Here is a 25,210-nt window from a genome sequence, read left to right as displayed (position 1 = left end):
ACGACCCCGCTAGATGTTGGGCCGCCGCTCTCAATCCATACTCAATCAGTGGGGGTGTGGCGGGACTGCATCATGGTTAAAATTTGCGCGGCGACAGGCGCGAAGCTGCGCCGGTGCAGCGGCGACGGACCGTGTCGTTTTAGCGCCGAGACGTGTTCCGGCGACGGATAGCCCTTGTTCGAGGACCAGCCGAACTCGGGATGCGATTCGGCGGCCTCGACCATGATCCGGTCGCGCAGCACCTTGGCGACGATCGACGCCGCGGCGACCGACAGGCTCTTTGCGTCGCCGCCCACCAACGCCGTCGCGGGAATATCGAGTCGGGGCAGGAACTTGCCGTCGACCAGCACATGCGCGGGCCGCACGGGCAACGCCGCCACCGCCCGCGCCATCGCCGCGAGCGTGGCGTGGTGGATGTTGAGCCGGTCCACCTCCTCCGGCCCGACCACCGCCACGCCCACCGCCGCGCACCCGCGAATCAGCCCGTCCAGCCACTCGCGCGCCTTCGCGCTCAACTTCTTCGAATCACGGATGCCCTCCGGCCACCCCGATTCGGGCAGCACCACCGCCGCCGCGACCACCGGCCCCGCGATCGGCCCGCGCCCCACCTCGTCCACCCCGGCGAGCGGCCCGGGAAAGCCGCGGTCGAACGCGGCCAGCGCCTTGCTCATCCTTCCAGCTGCTCGTACGGGTTATGCCCCAGCGTGTGCCCGACCGGCCCATGCCCCTGCCCGAAGCCGGGAGCCGAGAGGATGGCGATCCGCACGAACCGCACCGCCTGCTCGAACGCCTGCTCGATCGACATGCCCGCCGCCAGCCCGCAGGCGAGCGCGCTCGCCAGCGTGCATCCGGTGCCGTGCGTGTCCTCCGTGTCGAAGCGCTTGGCCTCCAGCCGCGCCAGCTCCTCGCCGTTGGGCGCGAGCACGCGGTCGACGACATAATAGCCCTCGGCGTGCCCGCCCTTCGCGACGAGGTGGCACCCGTGCGCCAGCACCGCCGCCTCGCCGCCCAGCGCCTCCAGCTCGGGCAGGTTCGGCGTCACCACCGACGCGATCCGCATCAGCCGCTCGAACGCCGCGATCGTCTCCGCATCCGCCAGCACCGACCCGCTCGTCGCCACCATCACGGGGTCGAACACGACCGGCACGTCCAGCCGCTCCAGTTCGTCGGCGACGGCGTGCGCCGTCTCCGCCGATCCGATCATGCCGATCTTCACCGCGTCCGCGCCCAGGTCGTCGAGCACGCTGCGCATCTGCTGGACCACGAACGTCGCCGGCACGGGCAAGACGCCCTGCACCCCCAACGTGTTCTGCGCGGTCAGCGCGGTGACCGCCGTCATCGCGTGACCGCCCAGCATCGTGACGGTCTTGATGTCGGCCTGGATCCCCGCCCCGCCGCCCGAGTCCGACCCGGCGACGATCAGCACGCGGGGCGGCTTGTAAGCGTGTTCGCTCAAGCCGCCGCCTTCCGCACCGCGTCGCAGATGCGCGTCACGACACGCTCGACCTGGCCCCGATCCTCGCCCTCCGCCATTACGCGGATTACCGGCTCCGTACCCGACGGCCGGATCACCAGCCGCCCGCGCGCCGCCAGCTCGGCCTCGGCTTCCGCGATGCACGCCTTGACCGCCTCCGCCTCCAGCGGCTTGCCGCCCCCGAAGCGTACGTTGCGCAGCAGCTGCGGCAGCGGCTCGAACCGGTGCAGCACCTCGCTCGCCGGCGCGCCCGCGCGCCTGACCTCGGCGAGCACCTGCAGCGCCGCGACCAGCCCGTCGCCCGTGGTGGCGTGGTCGGACAGGATGATGTGCCCCGACTGCTCGCCGCCGACATTGTAGCCCCGCGCGCGCATCGCCTCGAGCACGTGCCGGTCGCCCACCTTGGTCCTGACCAGCCCCATGCCCTGCGCCGCCAGGTGCCGCTCCAGCCCCAGGTTGCTCATAACGGTCGCGACCAGCCCGCCGCCCTTGAGCTTGCCCTGGCGCGCATAGGCGGTCGCGATCGTCGCCATCAGCTGGTCGCCGTCGACGACCTGGCCCCGCTCGTCCACCACGATTAGCCGGTCGGCGTCGCCGTCCAGCGCGATCCCCATCGCCGCGCCGCTCGCCACCACCGTCTCCGACAAGGTCTGCGGCGCCGTCGAGCCCACGCGGTCGTTGATGTTGCGGCCGTTGGGCTCCACGCCGATCGCGACCACGTCCGCCCCCAGCTCCCACAAGGCCGAGGGCGCGACGCGGTACGCCGCGCCGTTGGCGCAGTCGACGACGACCTTCATGCCGTCCAGCCGCTGGTCCTCGGGGAAGGTGGCCTTGGCGAAGTGGATGTAGCGCCCCTGCGCGTCGTCGATCCGGCGCGCGCGCCCGATGTCGCCCGCGTCCGACAGGGGCACCTCCCCCTCGATCAGCGCCTCGATCTCCTCCTCCGCTTCGTCGGACAGCTTGAAGCCGTCGGGCCCGAACAGCTTTATGCCGTTGTCGGCATAGGGGTTGTGGCTGGCCGAGATCATCACGCCCAGGTCGGCGCGCATCGATTGCGTCAGCATCGCGACGGCGGGCGTCGGCATCGGCCCCGTCATGATCACGTCCATGCCTACGCTGGTGAAGCCCGCCACCAGCGCCGATTCGAGCATATAGCCCGACAGGCGCGTGTCCTTGCCGATCAGCACGCGGTGCCGGTGTCCCCCGCGCCGGAAGTACGCGCCCGCCGCCATGCCGACGCGCATCGCCGTCTCCGCGGTCATGGGGCTCCGGTTGGTCAGTCCCCTGATCCCATCGGTCCCGAAATATTTTCTTGCCATTCCCGCCCTGAGCCGTTCGCTATGCGCAGTCTTTTCCGCGCCTTTCCAGCGCCCTCCATAACCAAAGAGCGAGCATGTCGCGAGCCACGCTGATCCTCCTGTCCCTCGTCGCCGGCCTGCTCGTCGGCATCGGCGCGGCCGCGCTGTCGCCGACGGCCGCCCAGAGCGCGCTGCTGGTCACCGGTCCGCTCGGCAGCGCCTGGCTCGCAGGGTTGCAGATGACGGTGATCCCGCTCGTCGTGGCGCTGCTCGTCACCGCCGTTGCCGACACGGCCGTGGCCGCCGGGGCGGGCCGCGTCACCGCGCGCATGATCGGGCTGATCCTGGCGCTCGTGTTCGTTACCGGCACCGTCTCCGCGCTGCTGACGCCCGTGCTGCTCGACCTCTTCCCTGTCCCCGCCGAGGCCGCCGCCTCGCTCCGGCAGGCGCTGGGCGGCGCGGAGCAGGTGACGCCGCCCCCGCCGCTCGCGGAGTTCTTCTCCACCATCGTGCCCACCAACGTCGTCAAGGCGGCGGTCGACAACGCGCTGCTCTCGCTCATCATCTTCACGCTCGCCTTTGCGTTCGCGATGACGCGCATCGACCCGGCCGCGCGCGGCGTGCTGGTGCGCGCCTTCGCCGCGATCCGCGACACCATGCTGGTGATCATCGATTGGGTGTTGTGGCTCGCGCCCATCGGCGTGTTCGCGCTCGCCTACGGTGTGGGCGCGCGCGCGGGCGTCACCGCGTTCGGCGCGCTCGTCCACTACATCCTGATCGTCTCGGCGATCGGCGCAGTGATCATGCTCCTCGCCTACCCGATCGCCTGGATCGGAGGCCGCACCTCGCCGCTCCGCTTCGCCCGCGCGCTGGCGCCCGCGCAGGCGGTGGCGATTTCCACGCAATCCTCGCTCGCCAGCCTCCCCGCCATGCTCGCCGGCGCGCGGACCTTGGGCATCGCGGAAGCCAAGGCCGGCGTCGCCCTCCCGCTCGCGGTCGCCATGTTCCGCGCGACGCAGCCCGCGATGAACGTCGCCATCGCCATCTACATCGCGCGCTGGTTCGGTTACCCGGTCGCCCCCGGCGCGCTCGCCGCGGCCGTGCTCACCGGCGCGCTCGTGTCCTTGGGCTCGATCAGCCTGCCCGCGCAGATCAGCTTCTTCGCCTCGGTAGCTCCCGTCTGCGTCGCGCTCGGCGTACCGATCGAGCCGCTAGGCCTCTTGATCGCCGTCGAGACCTTCCCGGACATCTTCCGGACGTTGGGCAACGTGTCGATGGACCTGGCGGCCACCACCGTCGTTTCCGCCCACACGCCGGAGGAACCCGCCCATGAAGTACCGCTCGCTCGGCCCTGAGTTCGAGGTCTCCGCACTCGGCCTGGGCTGCATGCCGATGGCGGGCGTGGGCGCCAACATGTACGGCCAGGCCGACGACCGCGAGAGCATCGCCACCATCCACCGCGCGATCGAGCTGGGCGTCACATTCTTCGACACCGCCGAAATTTACGGCCCCCGCCGCAACGAGGAGCTGGTCGGCGAAGCGATCCGGGGCAAGCGCGACCGCGTCGTCATCGCGACCAAGTTCGGCTTCCGCTACGACGAGCGCGGCCGCATGTCGGGCGTCGACTCGACGCCGGTCAACGTGAAGCGCGCCTGCGAGGGGTCGCTGAAGCGCCTCGGCGTGGAGACGATCGACCTCTTCTACCAGCACCGCGTCGACCCCAACGTGCCCATCGAGGAGACGGTCGGCGCGATGGGCGAGCTGGTGGTCGAGGGCAAGGTCCGCCACTTGGGGCTCTCCGAGGCCGGCCCCGACACGATCCGCCGCGCCGCCGCCGTCCACCCCATCCACGCGCTGCAGAGCGAATACTCGCTCTGGGAACGCGACGTGGAGGAGGAGATCCTGCCGCTCTGCCGCGAGCTCGGCATCGGCTTCGTCCCCTACTCCCCGCTCGGCCGCGGCTTCCTGACCGGACAGATCAAGAGCCGCGACGACCTGCCGGAGGGCGACTATCGTCGCCAGGACCCGCGCTACTCCGAGGAGAACTTCGCCAAGAACATGGCCGTGGTCGAGGTCGTCAAGGAGGTCGCCGAAGCCCACGGCCGCAGCCCCGCCCAGGTCGCGCTCGCTTGGCTGCTCGCGCAGGGTGAGGACATCGTCCCCATCCCCGGCTCCAAGCGCCGCCAAACGCTGGAGGACTCGATGGCGGCGGCGGACCTGGAGCTCAGCGCAGATGACCTACAGCGGCTGGACGAGGCCGCTCCCCGAGGCGGGACGGCGGGGCCGCGATACGGCGAAAGGGCGATGGCGATGGTGCGGCTCTAAATCACCGCCTATCCGCCGTGCGCGTAGACGATCGGCAGGAATTGCGAGTGGTCGACGCGCAGCCGGTCGAACTCCTCCGCGCTGATCGGCAGCGAGACGTCGCGCGACTGGATCTCGCCGGCGTCGTACTCCAGGAAATGGCCGCCGTCGCGCCGGACCGCGATCCAGCCCTCGCCGCGCACCGTATCGGCGTCGTCCGGCGCGCGGGGGCCGGTGGTGATCTTTTCCTCGCCTTCGATGATCCTCATCGGCCAACTCCTCGGGTCAGGGTGCGAGCGTGATGGGGGTGTAGCGCGTCCCCGCGGGCACGTCGACCGTGGCCTCGGGCACGCCACCCGACGTACGACCGCCCGGCACCCAATAGGTGTTCGCTCCCGCCTCGTTGCCGCTCGGCACGCGCAGGTTGTTCAGGTCGCCGGGCTTGATGAACGCGATCAACGTGTCGCCGTTCGACAGCGTGCCCGGATCGAGGCCCAGCTTCGCCTCCACCTGGGCGAGATCGCCGCCGGTCTCCTTCAGCACCCGGTCGAGCTCGCTGCGCGGGATGGTGAAGGTGCCGTTCGCCGGACCCAACGTCCCGTACTTCTCGACGCCGGACTTGGACGTGAAGCGCACCGCGCCCGACTCCTGGAAGGGTTTGAGGTGCGCCGCAATGTCTGCGTCCGACATGTAGGTCGACGGTGACGGCCGCTCGCCCTTGGGCGTGGCCACGATCTCGCGGACTTTCGCCTCCGGGATCCCGGAGGTGCGCGCCGCGTCCGCGACCCGTGCGCCTTCGGCGAGGTGGCCCTCGATCTTGGTCGCGATCCCCTCCAGCGCCTGGCGCGCGCCGTCGGGCAGCTTGTCGAGCGGCGCCTGGCGGATCGCGGACGCGATCCCCTCGAGCGCGGGCGCGATCCTCGCGGCGAAACCCGGGTTCACGCGCGCGAAGTCGACCGCTTTGGCGATCGTCTCGCCCCACTTGCCCAGCTTGCCGAGCTTGGCCGCGTCGCCGAGATAGGGGATCATCCCCAGCGCGGAGATGCCCGCGCCCGCCCAGTCGCCCCGGAACAGCGAGATGGCGGTGTTCGCCCCGTCCGAGACCGGCGTCGGATCGAGCAGCCCCGCAATGTCGAGACCGATCTGCGTCACGTCGAGCGCGAGCTCTCCGGCGCCGGGCCCCTTTTCAGGCGCGGGCACCCGGTCGATCGCGCGCGACAGCTCGCCGCGCTGCGTAGGCGTCAACGTCCGCTCGATATGCGCGCGCGCCGAGTCGGCCAGTTGCGGGTTCTGCGCCCGGAGCGCGGCGATCTGCGACCCGAGTTCGGCGACGTCGACCGCGCCATCGCCCGGCTTGGCGGCGGCCAGCGCCTGACGCGCCGCGGCGCTCGGGTCATTGGGAAAGGAGGGCGCGGCGGACGCGGCGCGGATGCCGGACGGGGGCAGCATGTCCATGCTCCATTCTGGTGACGTCGCACGCTATTTAGGAAATCTGACCGGCCATACTGAATAGTCGAAAAGACTAGCGCCGCTCACCCATGGATCCAGCGCCACACCCCCGCCGCCCAGCCCGCGAGCGGCATGTGCGCCCAGGTCGCGCCCAGCCACAGCACCACGCCGCCGCCCAGCGCGTGCCCCCCGAACCCGCCCAGCCGCGCGCGGCCGCCCGCGATCGCGGCGAACGGCCAGAAGCTCGTCCGCGCCTCCCACGCCCGCCACCCCGGCTCGCGCGCGAGCTTCTTGCGGTCCTGGAGCGCGCTCCCCGCCAGCGCCAGCACCACGATCGAGCCCGCCAGCACGATCTGCGCCGCGACCGGATGAACGGCGATGTGCGCGAGGCCCCAGAGCGCGAACGCCCACATCATCGGATGCCGCGTCACCGCATACACGCCCCGCGCCTCGCGCGGCGGCTCGGCGGGCGGGCCGCCGCTGGGAAAGGCGGGGTTGCGGACGAGCGAGCCCATGAACAGCACGCTCGCCACCAGGGTGACGACGGTCGCCACCGCCCAGATCGCGTCGCCCACCGGCCATAACGGCGGCGTCAGCGCGCTCGCCCGGTAAGCGGAGACCAGCCACCCCAGCGTGCCCGCCGCGACGAGCGAGTAGACGAGCAGGAACCCGCGCGACCCCAGCGCCGCCACGAGCGGACCTCGGAACAGGTGGCTGAGCGACAGGTGCGAGCCGACGAACGCCGCCGCCGCGGCCGCGACCCAGCCCCAATCGCTCATCCGGGGTCGCTCATCCCGCCGTCACGCCGGCTTGGTCTCGCCCCGGGTGCGGATGCCGGCCGCCTGCGGCTCGGCCAGCTCGGCCTCGCCCAGCATCGCGTGGTCGCTGACGCGCGTATCGTCGTCGCGCAGCGTATCGAGGTGCATCAGCCGCCGGATCACCGGCGACACCGCCAGCACGGCCACACCGATCCCAATCGTCCACCAGCCGATCGTGTCGTACACCGCGAGCGTCCCCTCCTTGGTCATCTCGCCCGACTCGCCGCCGGTGGCCTCGCCGATCTTGCCCGCGACGAAGTTACCCACCGCCGTCATGTAGAACCACGCGCCCATGATGAGGCTCGCCAGGTGCTTGGGCGCCAGCCGGTTCATCGCCGATAGGCCGACGGGCGACAGGCAGAGCTCGGCGGTGGTCTGGAGGAAGTAGATCGCGAACACGAAGAAGACGGGCGTCGCGACCGCGAGCCCGACCGAACGCGCGCCCCAGACGAACACGAGAAAGGCGAGGCCCACCTGCAAGAGCGCCAAGCCGAACTTGGCGGGCGCCGACGGCTCCAGCCCGCGCCGGCCCAGCCATACCCAGAGCCCGGCGAAGATCGGCCCCAGGAGCACGATGTAGATCGGGTTGATCGACTGGAACAGCGACGCGGGCACGCCGCCGCGGTCGACGAAGCGGTCGGTGTAGAGGTTGAGCGACCCGCCCGCCTGCTCGAACAGGCCCCAGAAGACGGGGTTGAGCGCGATCAGGAACAGCACCGCGAACATGCGGTCGCGGGCGTGCGGCTCGAGCTTGAAGCTTTCGAACAGCACGTAACCCAGCAGCGCCACGCCCGAGACGATCAGCAGCGTCTGGATCACGTCCTGATACTGGATCAGCGCCCACATCACCGCCACGGCGGCCAGGCCGACGCCGTAGAGCGACCATTCGGTCGACTTGGTGAGCGGCCGCGGCGCCTCGCCCTTGCCCAGCAGCAGCGGCTTGCCCAGCACGAACACGACCAGGCCCAAAAGCATGCCGATGCCCGCCGCGCCGAACCCGTAGGCCCAGCCATACGTCTCGCCCAGCCAGCCCGCCAGGATCACGCCCAGCGTCGCGCCCACGTTGATGCCGATGTAGAAGATCGTGTACGCGCCGTCGCGCCGCACGTCGGTCAGCGGATAGAGCTGGCCCACGATCACCGAGATGTTGGCCTTCAGAAAGCCTGAGCCCACGATGATGAAGGCGAGCGCCAGCCAGAAGATGTTGATCGCCGGATCGGCCTGACCGCCGCCGCCCTCGAACGCCATGAGGAAGTGCCCGAAGGTGAGCAGCAGCGCGCCGTAGAGCGTCGCCTTGCGCTGGCCGAGATAGCGGTCGGCCACCCAACCGCCCAGCACGGGCGTGACATAGACGAGGCTGAGATACGCGCCGTAGATCAGGTTCGCCTTGCCGTCGTCGAACAGCCAGTGCTTGGTCAGGTAGAAGATCAAGAGCGCCCGCATGCCGTAGAAGGAGAAGCGCTCCCACATCTCGGCGAAGAACAGGACGTAGAGCCCCTTGGGATGGCCCAGGAACTCTGGCGAGCGGGTCGTGGCCGCATAGGCGCCGCCGCCGATCAGCAGCAGCAGAAAGCCCAAGGCGATCGACGGGATGATGGGCAAGGCACGCTCTCCGAACAACAGGAAACGCCGGGTCCGGCCTGGAACCCGGTCTGTTTACAGGCGCTGAACCCTAGCGGCTCGCACGCCCGTGTAAATATCGCCCCCGCGCGCTACATGCCCGCGCGATGCTCAACGACCGCTCCTCCTACCTGTCCGCGCTCCGGACCCGCCGCTCCGGCAAGCCCCGCGACCTCGTCGCGCCCGGCCCTTCCGCGGACGAGCTCCGCACCATGGTCGAGATCGCCGCGCGCACGCCCGACCACGGCAAGCTCTCCCCTTGGCGCTTCGTGCTGGTCGGCCCCGAACGCCGCGCCGCGCTGGCGGAGCTGCTGGTCGAAGCGCGCACCGCGGAAGGCGAGCCCAAGCCCGGCGAGCTCGACGGCCTCGCCCAGTTCGCGGCTCAAGCGCCCGCGCTGGTCGTGGTGCTCTCGTCGCCCAGCGACGAACGGCCCATTCCGCGCTGGGAGCAGGAGATGTCGGCGGGCGCGGCGGTGATGAACCTGCTCCACGCCGCGCACGCGCACGGCTATGCCGCGGGCTGGCTCACCGGCTGGGCGTCCGAGAGCGACGCGGTGCGCGACGCGTTCGGGAAGCCGCACGAGCGGATCGTCGGCTTCGTCTTCATCGGCACGCCGTCAAGGCCGCTGGAGGAACGGCCGCGTCCCGACCTATCCCGCATACTGACGCAATGGTGAGGCCGAAGGACTCGACGCGAGTTCCGGGCTGCTGTACTAACTCGGTATGACAGCGTTCAGCGAGGACAGCCCGGTCTATCTCCGCCTTCGGGGCCATATCGCCGCCGCCATCCTGCGCGGCCGCTACGGCGCCGGCGACCAGCTTCCTTCGGTCCGGGCGCTCGCCGCCGAGTACGGCGCGAACCCGCTCACCGTCGCCAAAGCCTATCAGAGCTTCCAGGACGACGGCTACGTCGAGGTCCGCCGAGGCGTGGGCATGTTCGTCCTCGCCGGCGCCGCCGACCGCCTGCGCGTCGCCGAGCGCGAGACGTTCATCACCCAGCACTGGCCGCGCATCCGCGACCACATCCGCCTGCTCGGCCTCGAGGTCGACGAGCTGATGGAGCGCGAGCGGGCCTAACCCCGCCACACGCCCAGCGCCGCCCGCAACCACCGGCGGCCCGCCTCGCCCGTCAACCCGCGCGCGAGCTCCGACCCTGCGAACCGCCCCAACGCCCGCCCGCGCCCGATTGTGGATGCCGCATCCGCGCAGGCCAGCGCCCAGAACCAGCCGCCCGCCACCGCCAGCCCTTGCCCGTCGTACGCGTCCGTCCACGCGTTAGCGGCCTGCAAACCGTGCAGCCACGCCTCCGCCCAGCGCAGGAAGTCCGCGTCCGCCGGCACACTCGCCTGCTTCCGGTTCCCCAGCTGCACGTGCCGCGCCACGTCGTCGGACCCGAACCGCATCCCCAACCGCTCGAGCCAGGGCGGCGCGAGTTTCAGCTTCATCGCCTTGATCGCGTCCTGCCGCCGCCGGATCGTCTGGTCGGGGTGCACGCGCCGATCGACGAGCACGGCCGCCAAGTTGGCGACGCGGTGCTCGGCCGCGATTCGCTGAAACTGGTCCAGGTCCTCGCACACCGGCAGGTCGGGCCGGTACGGGAAGCGTCGCAGCACGTCCGCCCGCGCCATCACCGCCGATTGCTGGAAGGCGGATCGGAACAGCAGCCAGGGCGCGATCACCGCGTGCTCGGTCGGCGGCACGCGCACGCCGCGTTTGCGCCGCCCATCGGCGCGGAGCTTGCCCGCGCACGCGCCCACCAGCGCGACCTCCGGGTTCGCCTTCAGGAACGCCAGCTGCTCGGCGATCCGCGTCGGCCGCGCCACGTCGTCGCTGTCGAGCCAAGCGATGTAGCGCCCCCGCGCCGCCTCCAGCCCCGTGTTGCGCGCGTGCGGGATGCCGCGGTTCGCCTCGTGCCGCACGACGCGCACGCGGCCGTCGCCGAACGCCTCGACGACCGCAACCGAGGCGTCAGTCGAACCATCGTCGACGACCACCACCTCCAGCTCGGCGTGCGTCTGCCGCAGGAGGCTGCCCACCGCGTCGCCCACCACATGCGCCCGGTTGAACACGGGCACGACGACGGAGACGAGCGTCATGCGTCCGCGAAGAGCTTGAGCCCCGCCACCTCGTCCTTCGACAGATCGATCCCGAACATCAGGCTCATGCGCATCCGATACACGCGCGGATCGTCGATCTCGCCCGCAGCGTCCTCGGTCCCCGCGCGGCGGCGATAGCGGCGGTCGGTCAGGCTCGCGAAGCCGCGCGGCAGCACGATGGAGGCGATCACCAGCTGGCGAAAGCGGCTGGCGGGCGCGGTCGAGCTCCACCAGTTACCCATCGCCAGATCGGCGTCCCATACTTCGCCCGTGGTGAAGCTGTACTGCGGCCGCCAGCCCTCGCCCGCCCCACGCCCGTCCGTCGTCTCCGCGTCTCCCCGGCGCAGCAGCATCCAGCCGTGCGTCTCGTCGCGCTGAAGCCGGAACCGCGCGCCGTCGGGCGCTTCCGCCTCCGCGCCGTCGGCGAGCGGCATGGGCGGGGCGTAGCTGCCGCCGAAGCCGGGATCGGCGATCCACTCCTGTCCGTCCAACGCTACCAGGCTCAGCGTATGCGTCAGCGGCGGCGTATCCTCCCCGTTCAGCCAGACGCGCGCGAGCAGCGGCCTGGCCTCGAACCCGAACGCCTCCAGCGCATCGAGGAACAGCCGGTTATGCTCGAAGCAGTAGCCGCCGCGCTTGGCGGTCACGAGCTTGCCGAACACCGCCGCGGAGTCGATCGCGATCCCGCGGCCGAGGATCACGTCCAGGTTCTCGAACGGGATCGCCAGTCTATGGGCGCGCTGCACGGCGACCAGCCCATAGCTGTCCGCCGTCGGCCGCGCGGGCAGTCGCACGCGCGCTAGATAGGCGTCGGCGTCGAAACTCACGCGGCGAAGGCTTCCGGCTCGATCGCGTAGAGCGGCGCCGCGCTCTGCGTCGCGGCGGCGCGCAGGCCCAGCGCCTCGGGCACGACCTGGTCGAGGTAGAAGCGCGCCACCGCCGTCTTGGTGCGCCCGAACGCGTCGTCCCCGGCCGCACGCAGCTGCCGCTCCATCAACCAGCCGCACACGGCCGTCGAGAGCATCGTCAGGAAGGGGTAGGAGGCCGCGAGCTTGTCGTCCGCTTCCGCCGTGGCGAGCCTGCGCCCGACCGTGTCGCACGTCTCGACCAGCGCCTTCAGGTCCTCGGCTTCGGCGTCGCGGCGCATGTCCTCGACCAGCCTGGCGAACACGCCGCCATTGTCGAGGCCGAGCTTGCGCCCGACGAGGTCGGCGGCCTGAATGCCGTTGGTGCCCTCGTAAATGGGCGTGATGCGCGCGTCGCGGAAGAACTGCGCCGCCCCCGTCTCCTCGACGTAACCCATGCCGCCGTGCACCTGGATGCCGATGCTCGACACCTCGCAGCCGATGTCGGTCGCGTGCGCCTTGGCGAGCGGCGTCAGCAGCTCGAGCCTGCCCTTCGCCTCGGCGTCGCCCTTGTACGCCCGGTCGACCATGCCCGCGGCGTAGTAGACGAGCGCGCGCGCGGCCTGCGTCTGCGCCTTCATCCGCAGCAGCATACGGCGCACATCCGGGTGCTCGACGATGCGCGCCTGAGCGCCGTTGCGTGCGCCCTGCACCCGCTCCAGCGCGTAGCTCACCGCCTTCTGCGTCGCGGCCTCGGCCACCTGCACGCCCTGCAGCCCGACGTTCAGGCGCGCATTGTTCATCATGGTGAACATGGCGCGCATGCCGCCGCCCACCGGCCCGATCAGCTCGCCCACGCAGTCGCCATGATCGCCGAAGCTGAGCACGCAGGTGGGCGAGGCGTGCAGCCCCATCTTGTGCTCGATCGACACCACGCGGACGTCGTTGAACGCGCCGGCCGTCCCGTCCTCGTTCAACCGGTACTTAGGGACGAGAAAGAGCGAGATGCCCTTGGTTCCCGCCGGTGCGTCCGGCGTGCGCGCGAGCACGAGGTGGACGATGTTGTCCGCCATGTCGTGGTCGCCGAACGAGATATAGATCTTGGTGCCGGTGATCGACCACGTACCGTCGTCCCGCGGCTCCGCCTTCGCGCGCAACGCGCCGACGTCCGACCCGGCTTGCGGCTCCGTCAGGTTCATCGTCCCCGTCCACTCGCCCGTCGCGAGCTTGGGCAGGTAGAGTCGCTGCTGCTCGGGCGTCCCGTGGTGCTGCAGCGCCTCGACCGCACCCACCGTCAGCGTGGGGCAGAGCGCGAACGCCATGTTGGCGGCACCCAGCGTCTCCAAAACGGCGGTCTGGATCGCGAAGGGCAGACCCTGCCCGCCATAAGCTTCCGGCACCCCGATCGTGCCCCAGCCGCCCTCCACGTACGCGCGGTACGCCTGGGGGAAGCCGTCGGGCATACGCACGCCATCCTCCGACCACTTCGCGCCCACCACGTCGCCGACGCGCTTCAACGGCGCCCACTCGCCTTCCGCGAACTGGCCCACGCCTTCCAGCACCGCGTCGACGATGTCCGGCTCGGCGCCGAGCTCGCCGACGCCGACGACGTGATCGAGCACGAAACGCTGCTCCGCAACGGCGGGGGTGAAGACCATGCCCGTTCCTCTGGCGTAAGGGGTGATGCGGCCGATATAGCGGCGCGCCATGCCCGATCCAGCCCCGCGCATCCTGCCCTTCGGCGAGCCCGCCCTGGCCGAAGCCGCGCGCCTGATCATCGACGGCCAGCCCGTCGCGGTACCGACCGAGACGGTCTACGGCCTCGCCGCCGACGCCACGCGCGCCGAAGCGGTCGCCCGCATCTACGCCGCCAAGGGCCGGCCCTCGTTCAACCCGCTGATCGTCCATGTGCCCGACCCGGCGGCGGCGGAGGCGCTGGCCGTGTTCGACGCGGACGCGCGCGCGCTGGCGCAGGCCTTCTGGCCCGGCCCGCTCACGCTCGTGCTGCCGTTGCGCGAAGGCGCGCCCGTCGCGTCGCTCGTCACCGCCGGCCTTCCCTCCGTCGCGATCCGCGTCCCCGCCCATCGCGCGATGCAGGCGCTTCTCCGCGCCGCCGGCATGCCGCTCGCGGCCCCTAGCGCCAACCGCTCAGGGCATATCAGCCCCACCCGCGCCGAGCACGTCGCCGCCAGCCTGGGCGCGACCGTGCCGCTGATCCTCGACGACGGACCGACGGAGGCGGGGCTGGAGTCGACCATCGTCGGCGGTCGCACGATCCTGCGCCCCGGCCCGATCACCGCGGAGCAGGTCGCCGCCGTCCTCGGCCCTCTGGCCGAGCGCGTCGGCGACGCGATCACCGCCCCCGGCCAGCTCCTCAGCCACTACGCCCCGAGCAAACCCGTGCGCCTCGACGTGACCGCCGCCGACGCGGACGAGTGGCACATCGGTTTCGGCCCGATCGCGGGCGACGAGACGCTCTCATCCGGAGGCGACCTCACGCAAGCCGCCGCGCGCCTGTTCGACGCGCTGCACCGCGCCGACGCGGCCACGAAACTTCGCATCGCCGTCGCGCCGATCCCGGCGCACGGCATCGGCGAGGCGATCAACGATCGGCTGACCAGGGCGGCGTACCGCTGATACGTACAGTCCCGTCACCCCGGACTTGTTCCGGGGTCCATCGTGGTGCGCATGATCCGGTCGCCAGGAAGAGGTAAGCGGCCGCTCATCACCGGCGACCGATGCGCGCGGACAACGATGGACCCCGGAACAGGGCGCCCGGCAAAGTAATACTTTGCTGGGGACCCATGTCCGGGGTGAAGGAATATAGCTACGAAAGCCTAAGCGTTCGCCATCGACTTCGCCCGCGCCGCGAAGCTCTTGCGCAGCTTCTGCAGCTTGGGCGGGATCACCGCCATGCAGTACGGGTTAGACCGCCCGGACGTCTCCCAATAGTCCTGGTGGTAGCCCTCGGCCGTGTACCACTCGGACAAGGGCTCGATCGTCGTCACGATCGGCTTGGGACTATCCGCCTGCGCCCGCTCGATCGCGGCGCGGGCTTCCGCCTCCTGCTCCGCCGAATGCGGAAAGATCGCCGAGCGATACTGCGTGCCGACGTCGTTGCCCTGCCGGTTGAGCTGCGTCGGATCGTGCGTCGCGAAGAAGATGTCGAGCAGGTCGGCGTAGCTCACCTGATTCGGGTCGAACCCGACGCGGATCGCCTCCGCATGGCCCGTGTCGCCGCCGCAGACCTGCTTGTAGGTGGGGTTGGGCACGCGCCCACCGATATAGCCGCTCTCGACCGTTTCGACGCCGATCACGTCCTTGAACACCGCCTCCGTGCACCAGAAGCAGCCGCCGGCCAGCGTCGCATATTCGGTCATGTCTGATCTCCGTTGGTTTCGCCGAAGATAGGAAGCCGCTAGGGGGCCGGCAACGACGGTCCAGGGAGTGGATATGGCGGCGCTGAACGGTAAGGTGATGGTGACGGGCGGCGCAGGCTATATCGGCAGCCACGCCGTGCTCGCGCTGTTGGACGCGGGCTACGAGGTCGTAGTCGTCGATAATCTCGTCACCGGCTTCGACTGGGCCGTCGACCCGCGCGCGACGCTGGAGGTGGCGGACGTCGCCGACGGGCGCGTGCGCGACGTCATCCGAGATCATAGCGTCCGCGCCATCATGCACTTCGCCGGTTCGGTGGTCGTGCCCGAGTCCGTCAGCGATCCGCTCAAATACTACCGCAACAACACCGCCGCCTCGCGCGCGCTGATCGAGAGCGCGGTCGTGACCGGCGTGCCGCACTTCATCTTCTCCTCGACGGCGGCGACCTACGGCACGCCCGAGCGCGTGCCGATCAAGGAGAGCGACCCGCAGCGGCCCATCAACCCCTATGGCATGTCGAAGCTGATGACGGAGCACATGCTCCGCGACGTCGCCTTCGCGCACCCGATGAATTACTGCGCACTCCGCTACTTCAACGTCGCCGGCGCCGACCCCGAGGGCCGCTCGGGCCAGTCGACGCAAGGCGCGACGCATCTCATCAAGATCGCCGCCGAGGCCGCCACCGGCAAGCGCGCGCACGTGGCCGTGTTCGGCACCGACTTCCCGACCCGCGACGGCACGGGCGTGCGCGACTACATCCACGTCTCCGACCTCGCCGCGGCGCACGTCGCCGCGCTCGCGCTGCTGGTCGAGCGCCCGGCCGAGAGCCACACGCTCAACTGCGGCTACGGCCGCGGCTTCTCCGTGCTCGAAGTGCTCGACGCGGTGGACAGGGTTACCAACATGAAGATTCAGCGCAAGCTGGAGGGCCGCCGCGCGGGCGACCCGGCGGAGCTCGTCGCCGACAACGGCGCGATCCTGTCAACGATCAGCTGGCGGCCCGAGCGCGACGACCTCGACACCATCGTCCAGGACGCGCTCGCCTGGGAGCGTCGGCTCGCCGAAATGGGCCCCTAAGCGGCGGAACCTCCCGTTCGCCCAAGCCTTCCCTCCCCCGCGCCGCACGCACGCGGCGGAGGGAAAGGACAAGGAATGGCGATCAAGTTCGCGGCCACCATGAACGCGGTCAACAAGGGGCTGGAGCAGACCAAGCCCGACAAGGGCGCACACCTGGTGGAGGATTGGGAGACGGCGCTCGCCGACACGGACGTGACCGGCGCCAAGGGCATCCTGCGCGATCTGCAGTCGCTCCGGAAGCAGCTCGAGAAGGACAACCCGGATGCCGACCGCATCCACGCGCTCCTGCACCGGCTCGGCCAGAACACCGTCAAGATCGCCGACCGCGCCGACAAGAACGGCGACAAGATCCGTGCATTGGGCGAAGCGCTGACCGAGGCCGGCGAGGAGCAGGGCGACGAAGAGGAGGACAAGGAAGCCGCCGCCAACCCGAAGCGCGGCCGCAAGAAGGCCTGATGTGATGCGGCTCCGGCCGGGCTCAGGTCCGGCCGGGTCGCCTGGTGGGTCCGCCGGGGCTCGAACCCGGGACCTCTCGATTAAAAGTCGCTTGCTCTACCGACTGAGCTACGGACCCACGAGGCGAGCCGGACCTAGGAGCGCGGTCGCCGCCGGTCAACCAGCGCCAGCAACTGCCGCGCCGTCCGCCCCGTCACCGGATCGCGCCAGCGGGGTGCGACCGCCGCCAAGGGCGCGAGCACGAAGCGACGCTCGCGGAAGGACGGGTGCGGCACGACGAGGCCCGGACCCGCCCAGGTGCCGCCCGACCAGCCGATCAGGTCGAGGTCGATCACCCGCGCGCCCCAGCGCCGGCCGGGCCGCCGTCCGAAGCCGCGCTCGATCCGCTTCAGCCGTTCGAGCATCGCCGGCGGCTCCTCCGCGCTCTCGACCAGCGCCACCGCATTGACGAAACGCCTGGACGACGGCCCCATGGCGGGCGTGCCGAGCAGCGGCGACGCGGCGATCACCCCGCCGATCGCGTCGAGCGCCGCCGCGACCGTCCGCTCCGGCGAGCCCCACCTGCTCCGCCGGTTTGAGCCTAAGGCCACCAGATAGGTTGCCGTCCCCATGCGTCGCGCTTAGGGCCTCGTTTCAGCTAAATACATCCGTTCGCCCTGAGCTTGTCGGGCCGCAGGCGGGCGTAGCCCAACGGCTGTTCTTCTTTCCACGGTGGCGAGAAAAGCGGTGCTTCGACAAGCTCAGCACGAAGGTGAGTATTTCGACGGGCCGGCTCCGTCGCCGCTTCCCCATACCGAACCTCCGCACGACTGCCCGCTCTGCCCGCGCCTCGTCGCGTTCCGCGAAGAGTGCCGCCGCGGGCATCCGGACTGGTGGAACGCGCCCGTCCCCGCCTTTGGCGACCCGCAAGCCTGGCTCGCGATCGTGGGCTTGGCACCCGGCAAGCACGGCGCGAACCGGACGGGGCGCGCCTTCACGGGCGATTACGCGGGCGAGCTGCTCTACGCCACGCTCGCCAAGTTCGGCCTCGCGACCGGCGAGTACCGCGCCAGCCCCGACGACGGCTTCCGCTTGAACGGCGCGATCATCGTCAACGGCGTGCGCTGCCTGCCGCCGGAGAACAAGCCCACCCCCGCCGAGGTCCGCACCTGCCGCCCGTTCCTGGAAGGCCCCGTGCAGGCGCTCGCCCATGCGCGCGTGTTCGTGGCGCTGGGCCAGATCGCCCACGACACCGCCACGCGCGTGCTCGGCCTGAAGCCGTCCCAGACCAAGTTCGGCCACCTGGCGGAGCACTCCGCGCCCGGCGGCCGCGTCCTCCTCGATAGCTACCACTGCTCGCGCTATAACCAGAACACGGGCAAGCTGACGGCGCCCATGTTCGAGGCCGTGTTCGCCCGCGCGCTGGAGTTGCGGCCCGCCTAGACGTCCTGCGTCAGCCGCCCGTACAGTTCCGGCCGCCGGTCGCGGAAGAAGCCGAACGCCGCACGGTGGCGCTTGACGCGGTCGAGGTCGAGCGTCGCGGTGATCACGCCTTCCTCCTCGCGGTCGAGCTCGGCCAACACGTCCCCGCGCTCGTCGCAGATGAAGCTGGTGCCGTAGAAGGTCTGGCCGTGCTCGGTCCCGACGCGATTGGCGGCGACGACGGGCACGACGTTGCTGACGGCATGCCCCACCATCGCGCGCCGCCACAGCCTGGCGGTGTCGAGCGACGTGTCGTGCGGCTCGGAGCCGATCGCGGTGGGGTAGAACAGGATCTCCGCCCCCATCAGCATCAAGGCGCGCGCCGTCTCCGGATACCATTGGTCCCAGCACACGCCCACGCCCAGCTTCGCGCCCGGCCCCTCCCACACCTTGAACCCGGTATTGCCGGGGCGGAAGTAGAACTTCTCCTCATAACCCGGCCCGTCGGGAATATGGCTCTTGCGGTACACGCCCTGGACCTCGCCGGCGGGCCCGATCATCGCGAGCGAGTTGTAGTGGTGCGGCCCGTCCGCCTCGAAGAAGCTGGTCGGGATGTGGATCTTGAGCTCCCGCGCCAACTCCCGCATCGCCAGCACCGCGCGGTGCTCGCCCGCGGGCTTAGCATTGGCAAACAGCCCCTCGTCCTCGACGCGGCAGAAATACTCGCCCTCGAACAGCTCGGGCGGCAGCACCACCTGCGCGCCTTTGGCGGCCGCCTCGCGCACCAGGCGAGAGACGTCGGCGATGTTACGTTCCAGGTCGTTGGAAAAGGCGAGCTGCAGCGCGCCCACGGTCAGTTCGGTCACGTACGCCTCGGCAGTTGCTGGCTGATGCAGTGGAAGCTTCCGCCTCCCGTCAGGATATGGTCCGCCCTCAACCCGATCGCCACCCGGTCGGGGAACAGCGCGCCGATCGCGGCCACCGCCGCCTCGTCGTTGGCCGCGCCGTAGATCGGCACCACCACCGTCGCATTGCCGACGTAGAAGTTCATGTAGCTCGCCGGCACGATCTCCTCGTCCCTGAGCACGCGTCCGGGCGACGGCACGATCACCACCTCCAGCCCGCCCGCGCGCGCGTCGCGCACCGCGTGCTGATAGACCTGCCAGTTCGGGTCGTTCTCCGTCGCCTCCGGGATCGCCACGCGGCCGGGCGCGACGAAGCGCGCGAGGTTGTCGACATGGCCGTCGGTATGGTCGTTCAAGAGCCCCTCCTCCAGCCACACCACGCGGCTGAAGCCCAGATCCTCCCGCAGCCGACGCTCGACCTCGGCCTCGCCCATCTGCGGGTTGCGGTTGGGGTTGAGCAGGCACTGGCGCGTGGTGACGACCGTGCCCGTCCCGTCGCCGTCGATCGCGCCGCCCTCCAGGATCCACTCGGCCTGGGCCACCGGCAGCCCCGCCCGCGCCGCGAGCCGGGGCGCGAGGTCGTCGTCACCCGGCAGGTCGTACTTGCCGCCCCAGCCGTTGAAGCGGAACGCGTGCGCGCCGCCCTCGCCGCCGACGATCGGCCCCGTGTCGCGCAGCCAGATGTCGCCGAACGGCTCCAGCACCACCTCGGCGAAGGGGCACATGTCGGTGGCCGCCGCGCCGGCCTCCGCGTCGGCGGCGACCAGGATCACGCGCTCCCCCGATCCGCCGGCGTGGACCGCGCGCGCGAACGCCGCGACCTCGGCGCGCGCGGGCTCCAGGTCGTCCAACCAGAGCTCGGGATGCGACGGGAACCCGATCCAGACCGCGTCATGGGGCGCCCATTCGGGCGGGGGAGGCGCATTCGTCATGGCGCAGGCGTTTAGCGGCCGCGCGCGGGGCCGACTAGATCAGGGCGCGGACTTCACGTTCTCCGCCCCGAACGTCCGCTTCTCAAGGAGCGGACTTCACGTTTTCCGCATTATCGCCAGAGTTGGTGACGCCCACCGCATGCTCCACCTCGTGCTTGGTGAACATCGCCGCACCCGCGCCGAAAAGAGGCAGGATCGTCAGGATCGCCCAGGCCAGCGCCGGCCCCTGCGCGCGCAGCTTGCCGCGGCTGCGGAGCACGAAACCGATGATCGCGAGCAGGATCGAGGCCAGGATGCACAGGCCCGTGGTGAGGAGGATGGGGTTGATGGTGGCGTTGGTGCCCATGGCCGCTCCGATCGTGCAAGGCGGGAAACAGATACCCAGGTCCAACCCGAACGCACGGCCGTCTGTTCCAAATCCGCCCCGCCGCACGATCCGAGCGGCCCGGCCGGCGGGGCCGCAGCCCCGTCCGACGGCGCGGGACCTGCTCCCGCGTCGGCCTCCACAGACGAAAAAGGCGGCCCCTAGCGGGACCGCCCTTTCGCAAGTTTCTTGAGCCCGGCAGCGCCGCGGCGAAGCCGCGTCGTCGGTCGCGAGCGCGCTCGCGCCGGCCGGGCTTGGGCGAGTCTTGCGCCAGGGTGGCGCAAGCCGCCCTGCGCCTTAGCGCGAGTAGAACTCGACCACGAGGTTCGGCTCCATCTTCACCGGGTAGGGCACCTCGTCGAGCGTCGGGACGCGCACGAAGGTGACCTTGGCCGCGCCGTCCGGCGCGACGTAGTCGGGGATGTCGCGCTCGGCCAGGCTCTGCGCCTCCAACACCAACGCCATCTCCTGCGCCTTGGAGCCCAGCGTGATCTCGTCGCCGACGAAGCAGCGGCGCGACGCGATGTTGCACTTCACGCCGTTCACGCGGACATGGCCGTGGCTGACCAGCTGGCGCGCCGCCCAGATGGTGGGGGCGAACTTGGCGCGGTACACGATCATGTCGAGCCGCTGCTCGAGCAGGCCGATCAGGTTCTGGCTGGTGTCGCCCTTCATGCGGGCGGCTTCCTGGTACGCCGCCTTGAACTGCTTCTCGGTGACGTCGCCGTAATAGCCCTTCAGCTTCTGCTTGGCGCGCAGCTGGATGCCGAAATCCGACATCTTGCCCTTGCGGCGCTGGCCGTGCTGGCCGGGGCCGTATTCGCGCTTGTTGACCGGGCTCTTCGGGCGACCCCAGATGTTCTCGCCCATCCGGCGGTCGAGCTTATACTTGGCGCTGGCGCGCTTCGACATTTCCTGTTCCTTGACGATTGCGACTACGTTCTTCCCGGTATCGCTCCACTGGCCGACAAGTCGGGGTGGGGCCGCCGCTTCACCGGGATGCGGGGCCGATCGCGAAGCGTGCGCCGCTAGCAGGCCGGGCGGCGAAGGTCAACCGACGGGCGGGTCAGTTGCGGGGGCTGAATCCCGCATTGCCCTGCCATTGCGGCACCACGCGCCCGTCCTGGCCGACCCTGGTGCTCTTGGCGGCCCATTCCGACCGCTTCCTGCAGACGCGCCGGCCCGGGACGTGCGAGCCGATCGGGGCCTCGCGGCGGCAGACGACCGGGTCCGCCTTCTCCGCGTCGGCCGCTTGGCCGGAGGTCTGCAGAAGGACGGCGAGAAGCAACAGGGCGGTCATGCGGGGCACTCCTTGTGGTCGAACGAATGGGTCGGCGGGGCGGGGGACGCCTGCGTCAGCCCGCGCTGCCCGCCCGACCCCAATCGTTCTGACGCTGCAGGTTACGCTGCTCCGCGCGCTCCTGCGCGTCCCACTCCGCACGCGTCTTGCAGACACGCCTGACATCGAGGCGGCTGCTCGTCGACGTCTCGCGGCGGCAGACCTTCTTGGGCTCGACCGGCTTGGGCTCCGCGGGCGTCGCGGCCGTCTGGCCGGCGACCATAAGCATCGCAGCGATCAACTCCATCGACTTACCTCCGAGATACGCGTGTCACCCGACCATAACAGCAGGCGCGCCGCCCGGCAAATCGGCCCCGTCTCCCGCTCGGGCGCGCTGGACAGGCGTCGCGGGCCGCCCCATGGCCGCGCCATGCCCATCCAACCGCCCGAGCGCTGCCGGACTATGGCGGAGGTCCGCGCCGGCGTCGACGCGACCGACCGCGAGCTCGTGGACCTGCTCGCGCGCCGCTTCGCGTACATGGACGCCGCCGCGCGCATCAAGCCGGAGCGCGGAGCCGTCCGCGACGAGCGCCGCAAGGCTGAGGTGATCGCCAACGCACGCGGCCGGGCGGAGGCCGCCGGACTGCCCGCCGACGAGATAGCCGCAATCTGGGACCGCCTCGTCGAGGCGTCCATCGCCTATGAGCTCGAGGCCTGGGACCGGCTCAGGGCTTCGGCTTCTTAGCGCCGCCGAGCGCCGACAGCACGCCGCGGAACGTCCTGACCTCCTGGCTCGACCAGCCCGGCTTGGTCAGCAGCGTCCTGAGCGTCCGCTTGGTCGCCGGCACGCGGTCGGGCGGGAAGAAATAGCCCGACGCCTCCAGCATGCCCTCCAGCTGCGCGATCATGCCCTCCAGCTCCGCTTGCGGCGCGGGCGGGTCGAGCTCCACCTGCGGCGGCTGCGTCAACTCCTGGCTCTTGGACCATTCGTACGCGCACAGGATCACCGCCTGCGCTAGGTTCAGGGACCCGAACTCGGGGTTGATCGGCACCGTCAGGATCGTACGCGCGAGCGCCACGTCGTCCGTCTCCAGCCCCGACCGCTCGGGCCCGAACAGCCACGCCGAGCGGCCCGGCTCCGCCCGCATCGCGCGCGCGGCCTCTTCCGGCGTCACCACGGGCTTCGTTACCCCGCGCTTCCTGACCGTGGTGGCGTAGACGTGCGCGCAATCCGCCACCGCGTCGGCCACCGTCTCGAATACGCGTGCTCGCTCGAGCACCAAGTCCGCCCCGCTCGCCGCAGGGCCCGCCGCCGGGTTGGGCCAGCCGTCGCGGGGGGAGACGAGCCGGAGGTCGGTCAGCCCGAAGTTGAGCATCGCGCGCGCCGCCTTGCCGATATTCTCGCCCAGCTGCGGCCGGACGAGGACGATCGCAGGCGGCGGCGCGGTCGAAGCCGTGTCGGTCACTCGGGCGCCGCCTCCTTGACCGTGCCCGCGAACGCCTCGAAGTCGCGCGCCTCCGAGAAATCGCGATACACGCTGGCGAAGCGGATGTACGCGACCGAGTCGAGGCCCTTCAGCCCGTCCATCACCATCCCGCCGATCCGCTCGGCGCTCACCTCGCTGTCGCCGCTCGTCTCCAGGCGGCGCTGGATGCCCGACACCAGCTTCTCCAGGCGCACGGGGTCGATCGGCCGCTTGCGCGCGGCGACCGAGACGGAGCGCAGCAGCTTATCGCGGTCGAACGGCTCGCGCCGGCCTTCCGACTTCACCACCGTCAGCTCGCGCAGTTGGATGCGCTCGAACGTCGTGAAGCGCGCGGCGCAGCCCTCGCACTGCCGCCGCCTGCGGATCGCCGCCCCATCCTCGGTGGGGCGGCTGTCCTTCACCTGGCTGTCGTCGTGGCCGCAGAACGGGCAGCGCATTATCCGGCCACCTTACGGTGGCGCGAGCGCGTCGAACGCAACTTAGAACCCGCCCTTCCGCTTGTTCGAGCGGTACCAGGCGTAACCCGCGCCCGCCGCCGCGCCGATGATCGGGCCCACGAACGGCACGGGGATCGCGACCAGCGCGCCGATCGCGCCGTACTTGGCCATGTCCTTGCCCAGCTTCTTGTCTTCGGTGCTCGCCATCGGATCGCTCCTCAGTTGTAGATCGGGAAGCGCGCGCACAGCGCCTGGACCCGCTCGCGCACTTGTCCCTCGACGGCCGGATCGCCGTGCTCGCCCTTCGCGCGCAGGCCGTCGAGCACGTCGGCGACCATGTGGCCGATCTCGCGGAATTCGGCCGGCCCGAAGCCGCGCGTCGTGCCCGCCGGGCTGCCCACGCGGATGCCGCTCGTCTTGACGGGCGGCAGCGGGTCGTTGGGGACGCCGTTCTTGTTGCAGGTGATCCCCGACCGCTCCAGCGCCTCGTCCGCGTCGCGGCCGGTGATGCCCAGCGGCCTGAGATCGACCAGCGCTAGGTGCGTGTCGGTCCCGCCCGCCACCAGGTCCGCGCCCCGCTCCTTGAGCGTGGCCGCGAGCACCTTGGCGTTCTCCACCACGGCGGCGATGTAGCTCTTGAAGTCGGGGCGCAGCGCCTCGCCGAACGCCACCGCCTTGGCGGCCACTACGTGCATCAGCGGCCCGCCCTGCAGCCCCGGAAACACCGCCGAGTTGATCTTCTTGGCCAGCGCCTCGTCGTCGGTCATCACCATGCCGCCGCGGGGCCCGCGCAGCGTCTTATGCGTGGTGGTGGTGACCACATGCGCGTGCCCGAACGGCGAGGGGTGCAGCCCCGCCGCGACGATGCCCGCGAAGTGCGCCATGTCGACCATGAGAAACGCGCCCACCTTGTCGGCGATCGCGCGCATCGCCGCGAAGTCGATCACGCGCGGATAGGCGGAGCCGCCGGCGATGATGAGCTTCGGCCGGCGCTCGACGGCGAGCCGCTCGACCTGCCCGTAGTCGATCAGGTGCGTCTCCGGATCGACGCCGTACTGCACCGCGTCGAACCATTTGCCGCTCATCGCCGCCTTCGCGCCGTGCGTCAGGTGCCCGCCCGCGTCCAGGCTCATGCCCAGGATGGTGTCGCCTGGGCGTACCAGCGCCAGCATCACCGCGCCGTTCGCCTGCGCGCCCGAATGCGGCTGGACATTGGCGAAACCGCACCCGAAAAGCTGCTTGGCGCGCTCGATCGCCAGCATCTCCACCTCGTCCGAAGGCCCGCACCCCTGGTAATAGCGCTTGCCCGGATAGCCTTCCGCGTACTTGTTCGTGAACACCGACCCCTGCGCCTCCAGCACGGCGCGCGACACGATGTTCTCGGACGCGATCAGCTCGATCTGCGTCTGCTGCCGCCGAAGCTCCGCGTCCACGCCGCCGAACATCGCGGGATCCGCCTGGGCGAGGTCGCGGGAGAAGAAGCCGTCGGGCTGGAGATCGGTCAGGGTGGCGGGCTGCGTGCTCATGGGGCGGGCTCCTCGGCGCAAGGTGCGGCCTGATAATGTCGGGGTGCGCTCCATCTAGGGCGAA

Annotated in this window: 31 protein-coding genes and 1 tRNA gene; 9 read left to right on the top strand and 23 right to left on the bottom strand. The window is 70.6% G+C overall.

The window, feature by feature from the left end; translation table 11 throughout:
• Positions 1–41: 41 nt before the first annotated feature.
• The 3 genes from CKY28_RS08435 to glmM are packed head-to-tail and all read right to left on the bottom strand — an operon-like array spanning position 42 to position 2,793.
• Positions 42–671, bottom strand: a complete 630-nt coding sequence (locus CKY28_RS08435) for a ribonuclease HII (RefSeq protein WP_095997907.1) — start codon at positions 669–671, stop codon at positions 42–44.
• Positions 668–1,456, bottom strand: coding sequence for a bifunctional hydroxymethylpyrimidine kinase/phosphomethylpyrimidine kinase (gene thiD / locus CKY28_RS08430; RefSeq protein ID WP_095997906.1), 789 nt, complete (start codon positions 1,454–1,456; stop codon positions 668–670). Before thiD ends, CKY28_RS08435 begins: the two co-directional genes overlap by 4 nt.
• A complete protein-coding gene (gene glmM, locus CKY28_RS08425; RefSeq protein WP_095997905.1) occupies positions 1,453–2,793 on the bottom strand; it encodes a phosphoglucosamine mutase in 1,341 nt (446 codons plus the stop codon). Before glmM ends, thiD begins: the two co-directional genes overlap by 4 nt.
• 74 nt (positions 2,794–2,867) lie before the next feature.
• Between glmM and CKY28_RS08420 the strand changes: the two genes are divergently transcribed.
• Positions 2,868–4,127 (top strand): dicarboxylate/amino acid:cation symporter, encoded by a 1,260-nt coding sequence (locus tag CKY28_RS08420; RefSeq protein ID WP_095997904.1) that lies wholly within the window; start codon positions 2,868–2,870, stop codon positions 4,125–4,127.
• Entirely contained in the window at positions 4,102–5,097 is a 996-nt protein-coding gene (locus CKY28_RS08415; protein ID WP_095997903.1) for an aldo/keto reductase, read from the top strand. Before CKY28_RS08420 ends, CKY28_RS08415 begins: the two co-directional genes overlap by 26 nt.
• A gap of 8 nt (positions 5,098–5,105) precedes the next feature.
• Here the strand turns inward: CKY28_RS08415 and CKY28_RS08410 are convergent, their stop codons facing one another.
• From CKY28_RS08410 to CKY28_RS08395, 4 genes are all read right to left on the bottom strand, one after another.
• The gene (locus tag CKY28_RS08410) at positions 5,106–5,345 is read right to left on the bottom strand and encodes a hypothetical protein (protein ID WP_095997902.1); all 240 of its coding nucleotides are present in this window, start codon (positions 5,343–5,345) and stop codon (positions 5,106–5,108) included.
• Positions 5,346–5,361: 16 nt separating this feature from the next.
• On the bottom strand, positions 5,362–6,525 hold the full coding sequence (locus tag CKY28_RS08405) for a hypothetical protein (protein WP_176473020.1): 1,164 nt from the start codon (positions 6,523–6,525) through the stop codon (positions 5,362–5,364).
• 83 nt (positions 6,526–6,608) lie between these two features.
• Positions 6,609–7,304 carry an NnrU family protein gene (locus tag CKY28_RS08400; RefSeq protein WP_095997900.1) on the bottom strand — a complete coding sequence of 232 codons (696 nt, stop codon included), beginning with the start codon at positions 7,302–7,304 and terminating at the stop codon, positions 6,609–6,611.
• Positions 7,305–7,325: 21 nt separating this feature from the next.
• A complete protein-coding gene (locus CKY28_RS08395; RefSeq protein ID WP_095997899.1) occupies positions 7,326–8,945 on the bottom strand; it encodes a peptide MFS transporter in 1,620 nt (539 codons plus the stop codon).
• Between the two features lie 125 nt (positions 8,946–9,070).
• Between CKY28_RS08395 and CKY28_RS08390 the strand changes: the two genes are divergently transcribed.
• The gene (locus tag CKY28_RS08390; RefSeq protein WP_095997898.1) at positions 9,071–9,640 is read left to right on the top strand and encodes a nitroreductase family protein; all 570 of its coding nucleotides are present in this window, start codon (positions 9,071–9,073) and stop codon (positions 9,638–9,640) included.
• Between the two features lie 46 nt (positions 9,641–9,686).
• Complete coding sequence (locus CKY28_RS08385) at positions 9,687–10,040, top strand: GntR family transcriptional regulator (protein WP_095997897.1); 354 nt, start codon at positions 9,687–9,689, stop codon at positions 10,038–10,040.
• Here CKY28_RS08385 and CKY28_RS08380 read toward each other — a convergent pair.
• The 3 genes from CKY28_RS08380 to CKY28_RS08370 are packed head-to-tail and all read right to left on the bottom strand — an operon-like array spanning position 10,037 to position 13,562.
• On the bottom strand, positions 10,037–11,059 hold the full coding sequence (locus CKY28_RS08380) for a glycosyltransferase family 2 protein (RefSeq protein ID WP_095997896.1): 1,023 nt from the start codon (positions 11,057–11,059) through the stop codon (positions 10,037–10,039). The two genes, CKY28_RS08385 and CKY28_RS08380, sit on opposite strands and share 4 nt — an antisense overlap.
• Positions 11,056–11,886, bottom strand: coding sequence for an arylamine N-acetyltransferase family protein (locus CKY28_RS08375; RefSeq protein ID WP_095997895.1), 831 nt, complete (start codon positions 11,884–11,886; stop codon positions 11,056–11,058). The genes CKY28_RS08380 and CKY28_RS08375 overlap by 4 nt, the downstream gene beginning before the upstream one ends.
• The gene (locus CKY28_RS08370; protein WP_095998564.1) at positions 11,883–13,562 is read right to left on the bottom strand and encodes an acyl-CoA dehydrogenase family protein; all 1,680 of its coding nucleotides are present in this window, start codon (positions 13,560–13,562) and stop codon (positions 11,883–11,885) included. Before CKY28_RS08370 ends, CKY28_RS08375 begins: the two co-directional genes overlap by 4 nt.
• A gap of 49 nt (positions 13,563–13,611) precedes the next feature.
• Between CKY28_RS08370 and CKY28_RS08365 the strand changes: the two genes are divergently transcribed.
• A complete protein-coding gene (locus tag CKY28_RS08365; RefSeq protein ID WP_095997894.1) occupies positions 13,612–14,541 on the top strand; it encodes an L-threonylcarbamoyladenylate synthase in 930 nt (309 codons plus the stop codon).
• A 200-nt stretch (positions 14,542–14,741) separates the two neighbouring features.
• Here the strand turns inward: CKY28_RS08365 and msrA are convergent, their stop codons facing one another.
• Complete coding sequence (gene msrA / locus CKY28_RS08360; RefSeq protein ID WP_095997893.1) at positions 14,742–15,284, bottom strand: peptide-methionine (S)-S-oxide reductase MsrA; 543 nt, start codon at positions 15,282–15,284, stop codon at positions 14,742–14,744.
• 73 nt (positions 15,285–15,357) lie between these two features.
• Here msrA and galE point away from each other — a divergent pair, with 73 nt between their 5' ends.
• Both galE and CKY28_RS08350 read left to right on the top strand, forming a co-directional pair.
• A complete protein-coding gene (gene galE / locus CKY28_RS08355; RefSeq protein WP_095997892.1) occupies positions 15,358–16,359 on the top strand; it encodes a UDP-glucose 4-epimerase GalE in 1,002 nt (333 codons plus the stop codon).
• A gap of 75 nt (positions 16,360–16,434) precedes the next feature.
• A complete protein-coding gene (locus CKY28_RS08350) occupies positions 16,435–16,815 on the top strand; it encodes a hypothetical protein (protein ID WP_176473019.1) in 381 nt (126 codons plus the stop codon).
• Between the two features lie 42 nt (positions 16,816–16,857).
• On the opposite strand, the gene CKY28_RS08345 is transcribed toward CKY28_RS08350, so the two are convergent.
• A tRNA-Lys gene (locus CKY28_RS08345) sits at positions 16,858–16,933 on the bottom strand.
• Positions 16,934–16,949: 16 nt separating this feature from the next.
• Positions 16,950–17,426, bottom strand: a complete 477-nt coding sequence (gene folK, locus CKY28_RS08340; RefSeq protein ID WP_095997891.1) for a 2-amino-4-hydroxy-6-hydroxymethyldihydropteridine diphosphokinase — start codon at positions 17,424–17,426, stop codon at positions 16,950–16,952.
• Positions 17,427–17,541: 115 nt separating this feature from the next.
• Here folK and CKY28_RS08335 point away from each other — a divergent pair, with 115 nt between their 5' ends.
• Entirely contained in the window at positions 17,542–18,237 is a 696-nt protein-coding gene (locus tag CKY28_RS08335) for a uracil-DNA glycosylase (protein WP_095997890.1), read from the top strand.
• On the opposite strand, the gene aguB is transcribed toward CKY28_RS08335, so the two are convergent.
• From aguB to CKY28_RS08305, 6 genes are all read right to left on the bottom strand, one after another.
• Positions 18,234–19,082: an N-carbamoylputrescine amidase gene (gene aguB, locus CKY28_RS08330; RefSeq protein ID WP_095997889.1), complete on the bottom strand. Its 849-nt coding sequence runs from the start codon at positions 19,080–19,082 to the stop codon at positions 18,234–18,236. The two genes, CKY28_RS08335 and aguB, sit on opposite strands and share 4 nt — an antisense overlap.
• Positions 19,079–20,053 (bottom strand): agmatine deiminase family protein, encoded by a 975-nt coding sequence (locus CKY28_RS08325; RefSeq protein WP_095997888.1) that lies wholly within the window; start codon positions 20,051–20,053, stop codon positions 19,079–19,081. Before CKY28_RS08325 ends, aguB begins: the two co-directional genes overlap by 4 nt.
• Positions 20,054–20,135: 82 nt before the next feature.
• Complete coding sequence (locus CKY28_RS08320) at positions 20,136–20,399, bottom strand: hypothetical protein (protein ID WP_095997887.1); 264 nt, start codon at positions 20,397–20,399, stop codon at positions 20,136–20,138.
• A 315-nt stretch (positions 20,400–20,714) separates the two neighbouring features.
• A complete protein-coding gene (gene rpsD, locus CKY28_RS08315; RefSeq protein ID WP_095997886.1) occupies positions 20,715–21,329 on the bottom strand; it encodes a 30S ribosomal protein S4 in 615 nt (204 codons plus the stop codon).
• 154 nt (positions 21,330–21,483) lie between these two features.
• Entirely contained in the window at positions 21,484–21,717 is a 234-nt protein-coding gene (locus CKY28_RS08310; protein WP_095997885.1) for a hypothetical protein, read from the bottom strand.
• A gap of 55 nt (positions 21,718–21,772) precedes the next feature.
• On the bottom strand, positions 21,773–22,003 hold the full coding sequence (locus CKY28_RS08305; protein ID WP_095997884.1) for a hypothetical protein: 231 nt from the start codon (positions 22,001–22,003) through the stop codon (positions 21,773–21,775).
• 123 nt (positions 22,004–22,126) lie between these two features.
• On the opposite strand from CKY28_RS08305, the gene CKY28_RS08300 reads away from it, so the two are divergent.
• Positions 22,127–22,441, top strand: coding sequence for a chorismate mutase (locus tag CKY28_RS08300; protein ID WP_095997883.1), 315 nt, complete (start codon positions 22,127–22,129; stop codon positions 22,439–22,441).
• On the opposite strand, the gene CKY28_RS08295 is transcribed toward CKY28_RS08300, so the two are convergent.
• Genes CKY28_RS08295 through glyA form a run of 4 tightly spaced genes read right to left on the bottom strand, consistent with a single transcriptional unit; the run spans position 22,422 to position 25,146 of the window.
• Entirely contained in the window at positions 22,422–23,162 is a 741-nt protein-coding gene (locus tag CKY28_RS08295; RefSeq protein ID WP_095997882.1) for an RNA methyltransferase, read from the bottom strand. The two genes, CKY28_RS08300 and CKY28_RS08295, sit on opposite strands and share 20 nt — an antisense overlap.
• Positions 23,159–23,620, bottom strand: a complete 462-nt coding sequence (gene nrdR, locus CKY28_RS08290) for a transcriptional regulator NrdR (RefSeq protein ID WP_095997881.1) — start codon at positions 23,618–23,620, stop codon at positions 23,159–23,161. The genes CKY28_RS08295 and nrdR overlap by 4 nt, the downstream gene beginning before the upstream one ends.
• Positions 23,621–23,662: 42 nt before the next feature.
• Positions 23,663–23,827: a hypothetical protein gene (locus tag CKY28_RS18645; RefSeq protein WP_176473018.1), complete on the bottom strand. Its 165-nt coding sequence runs from the start codon at positions 23,825–23,827 to the stop codon at positions 23,663–23,665.
• Between the two features lie 11 nt (positions 23,828–23,838).
• Positions 23,839–25,146 (bottom strand): serine hydroxymethyltransferase, encoded by a 1,308-nt coding sequence (gene glyA, locus CKY28_RS08285; RefSeq protein ID WP_095997880.1) that lies wholly within the window; start codon positions 25,144–25,146, stop codon positions 23,839–23,841.
• Positions 25,147–25,210: the final 64 nt, after the last annotated feature.

It is taken from the genome of Sphingomonas lenta (genome assembly GCF_002288825.1).
GTDB lineage: Bacteria > Pseudomonadota > Alphaproteobacteria > Sphingomonadales > Sphingomonadaceae > Sphingomonas > Sphingomonas lenta.
This window is presented reverse-complemented; position numbering and strand designations above follow the sequence as displayed.

What these genes read in the sequence shown, in the direction of transcription:
- CKY28_RS08435 (WP_095997907.1), bottom strand. Translation starts at nt 671, where the DNA reads ATGAGCAAGGCGCTGGCCGCGTTCGACCGCGGCTTTCCCGGGCCGCTC.
- glmM (WP_095997905.1), bottom strand. Translation starts at nt 2,793, where the DNA reads ATGGCAAGAAAATATTTCGGGACCGATGGGATCAGGGGACTGACCAAC.
- CKY28_RS08420 (WP_095997904.1), top strand. Translation starts at nt 2,868, where the DNA reads ATGTCGCGAGCCACGCTGATCCTCCTGTCCCTCGTCGCCGGCCTGCTC.
- CKY28_RS08415 (WP_095997903.1), top strand. Translation starts at nt 4,102, where the DNA reads ATGAAGTACCGCTCGCTCGGCCCTGAGTTCGAGGTCTCCGCACTCGGC.
- CKY28_RS08410 (WP_095997902.1), bottom strand. Translation starts at nt 5,345, where the DNA reads ATGAGGATCATCGAAGGCGAGGAAAAGATCACCACCGGCCCCCGCGCG.
- CKY28_RS08405 (WP_176473020.1), bottom strand. Translation starts at nt 6,525, where the DNA reads ATGCTGCCCCCGTCCGGCATCCGCGCCGCGTCCGCCGCGCCCTCCTTT.
- CKY28_RS08400 (WP_095997900.1), bottom strand. Translation starts at nt 7,304, where the DNA reads ATGAGCGATTGGGGCTGGGTCGCGGCCGCGGCGGCGGCGTTCGTCGGC.
- CKY28_RS08390 (WP_095997898.1), top strand. Translation starts at nt 9,071, where the DNA reads ATGCTCAACGACCGCTCCTCCTACCTGTCCGCGCTCCGGACCCGCCGC.
- CKY28_RS08385 (WP_095997897.1), top strand. Translation starts at nt 9,687, where the DNA reads ATGACAGCGTTCAGCGAGGACAGCCCGGTCTATCTCCGCCTTCGGGGC.
- CKY28_RS08380 (WP_095997896.1), bottom strand. Translation starts at nt 11,059, where the DNA reads ATGACGCTCGTCTCCGTCGTCGTGCCCGTGTTCAACCGGGCGCATGTG.
- CKY28_RS08370 (WP_095998564.1), bottom strand. Translation starts at nt 13,562, where the DNA reads ATGGTCTTCACCCCCGCCGTTGCGGAGCAGCGTTTCGTGCTCGATCAC.
- CKY28_RS08365 (WP_095997894.1), top strand. Translation starts at nt 13,612, where the DNA reads ATGCCCGATCCAGCCCCGCGCATCCTGCCCTTCGGCGAGCCCGCCCTG.
- msrA (WP_095997893.1), bottom strand. Translation starts at nt 15,284, where the DNA reads ATGACCGAATATGCGACGCTGGCCGGCGGCTGCTTCTGGTGCACGGAG.
- galE (WP_095997892.1), top strand. Translation starts at nt 15,358, where the DNA reads ATGGCGGCGCTGAACGGTAAGGTGATGGTGACGGGCGGCGCAGGCTAT.
- CKY28_RS08350 (WP_176473019.1), top strand. Translation starts at nt 16,435, where the DNA reads ATGGCGATCAAGTTCGCGGCCACCATGAACGCGGTCAACAAGGGGCTG.
- folK (WP_095997891.1), bottom strand. Translation starts at nt 17,426, where the DNA reads ATGGGGACGGCAACCTATCTGGTGGCCTTAGGCTCAAACCGGCGGAGC.
- CKY28_RS08325 (WP_095997888.1), bottom strand. Translation starts at nt 20,053, where the DNA reads ATGACGAATGCGCCTCCCCCGCCCGAATGGGCGCCCCATGACGCGGTC.
- CKY28_RS08320 (WP_095997887.1), bottom strand. Translation starts at nt 20,399, where the DNA reads ATGGGCACCAACGCCACCATCAACCCCATCCTCCTCACCACGGGCCTG.
- rpsD (WP_095997886.1), bottom strand. Translation starts at nt 21,329, where the DNA reads ATGTCGAAGCGCGCCAGCGCCAAGTATAAGCTCGACCGCCGGATGGGC.
- CKY28_RS08310 (WP_095997885.1), bottom strand. Translation starts at nt 21,717, where the DNA reads ATGACCGCCCTGTTGCTTCTCGCCGTCCTTCTGCAGACCTCCGGCCAA.
- CKY28_RS08305 (WP_095997884.1), bottom strand. Translation starts at nt 22,003, where the DNA reads ATGGAGTTGATCGCTGCGATGCTTATGGTCGCCGGCCAGACGGCCGCG.
- CKY28_RS08300 (WP_095997883.1), top strand. Translation starts at nt 22,127, where the DNA reads ATGCCCATCCAACCGCCCGAGCGCTGCCGGACTATGGCGGAGGTCCGC.
- nrdR (WP_095997881.1), bottom strand. Translation starts at nt 23,620, where the DNA reads ATGCGCTGCCCGTTCTGCGGCCACGACGACAGCCAGGTGAAGGACAGC.
- CKY28_RS18645 (WP_176473018.1), bottom strand. Translation starts at nt 23,827, where the DNA reads ATGGCGAGCACCGAAGACAAGAAGCTGGGCAAGGACATGGCCAAGTAC.
- glyA (WP_095997880.1), bottom strand. Translation starts at nt 25,146, where the DNA reads ATGAGCACGCAGCCCGCCACCCTGACCGATCTCCAGCCCGACGGCTTC.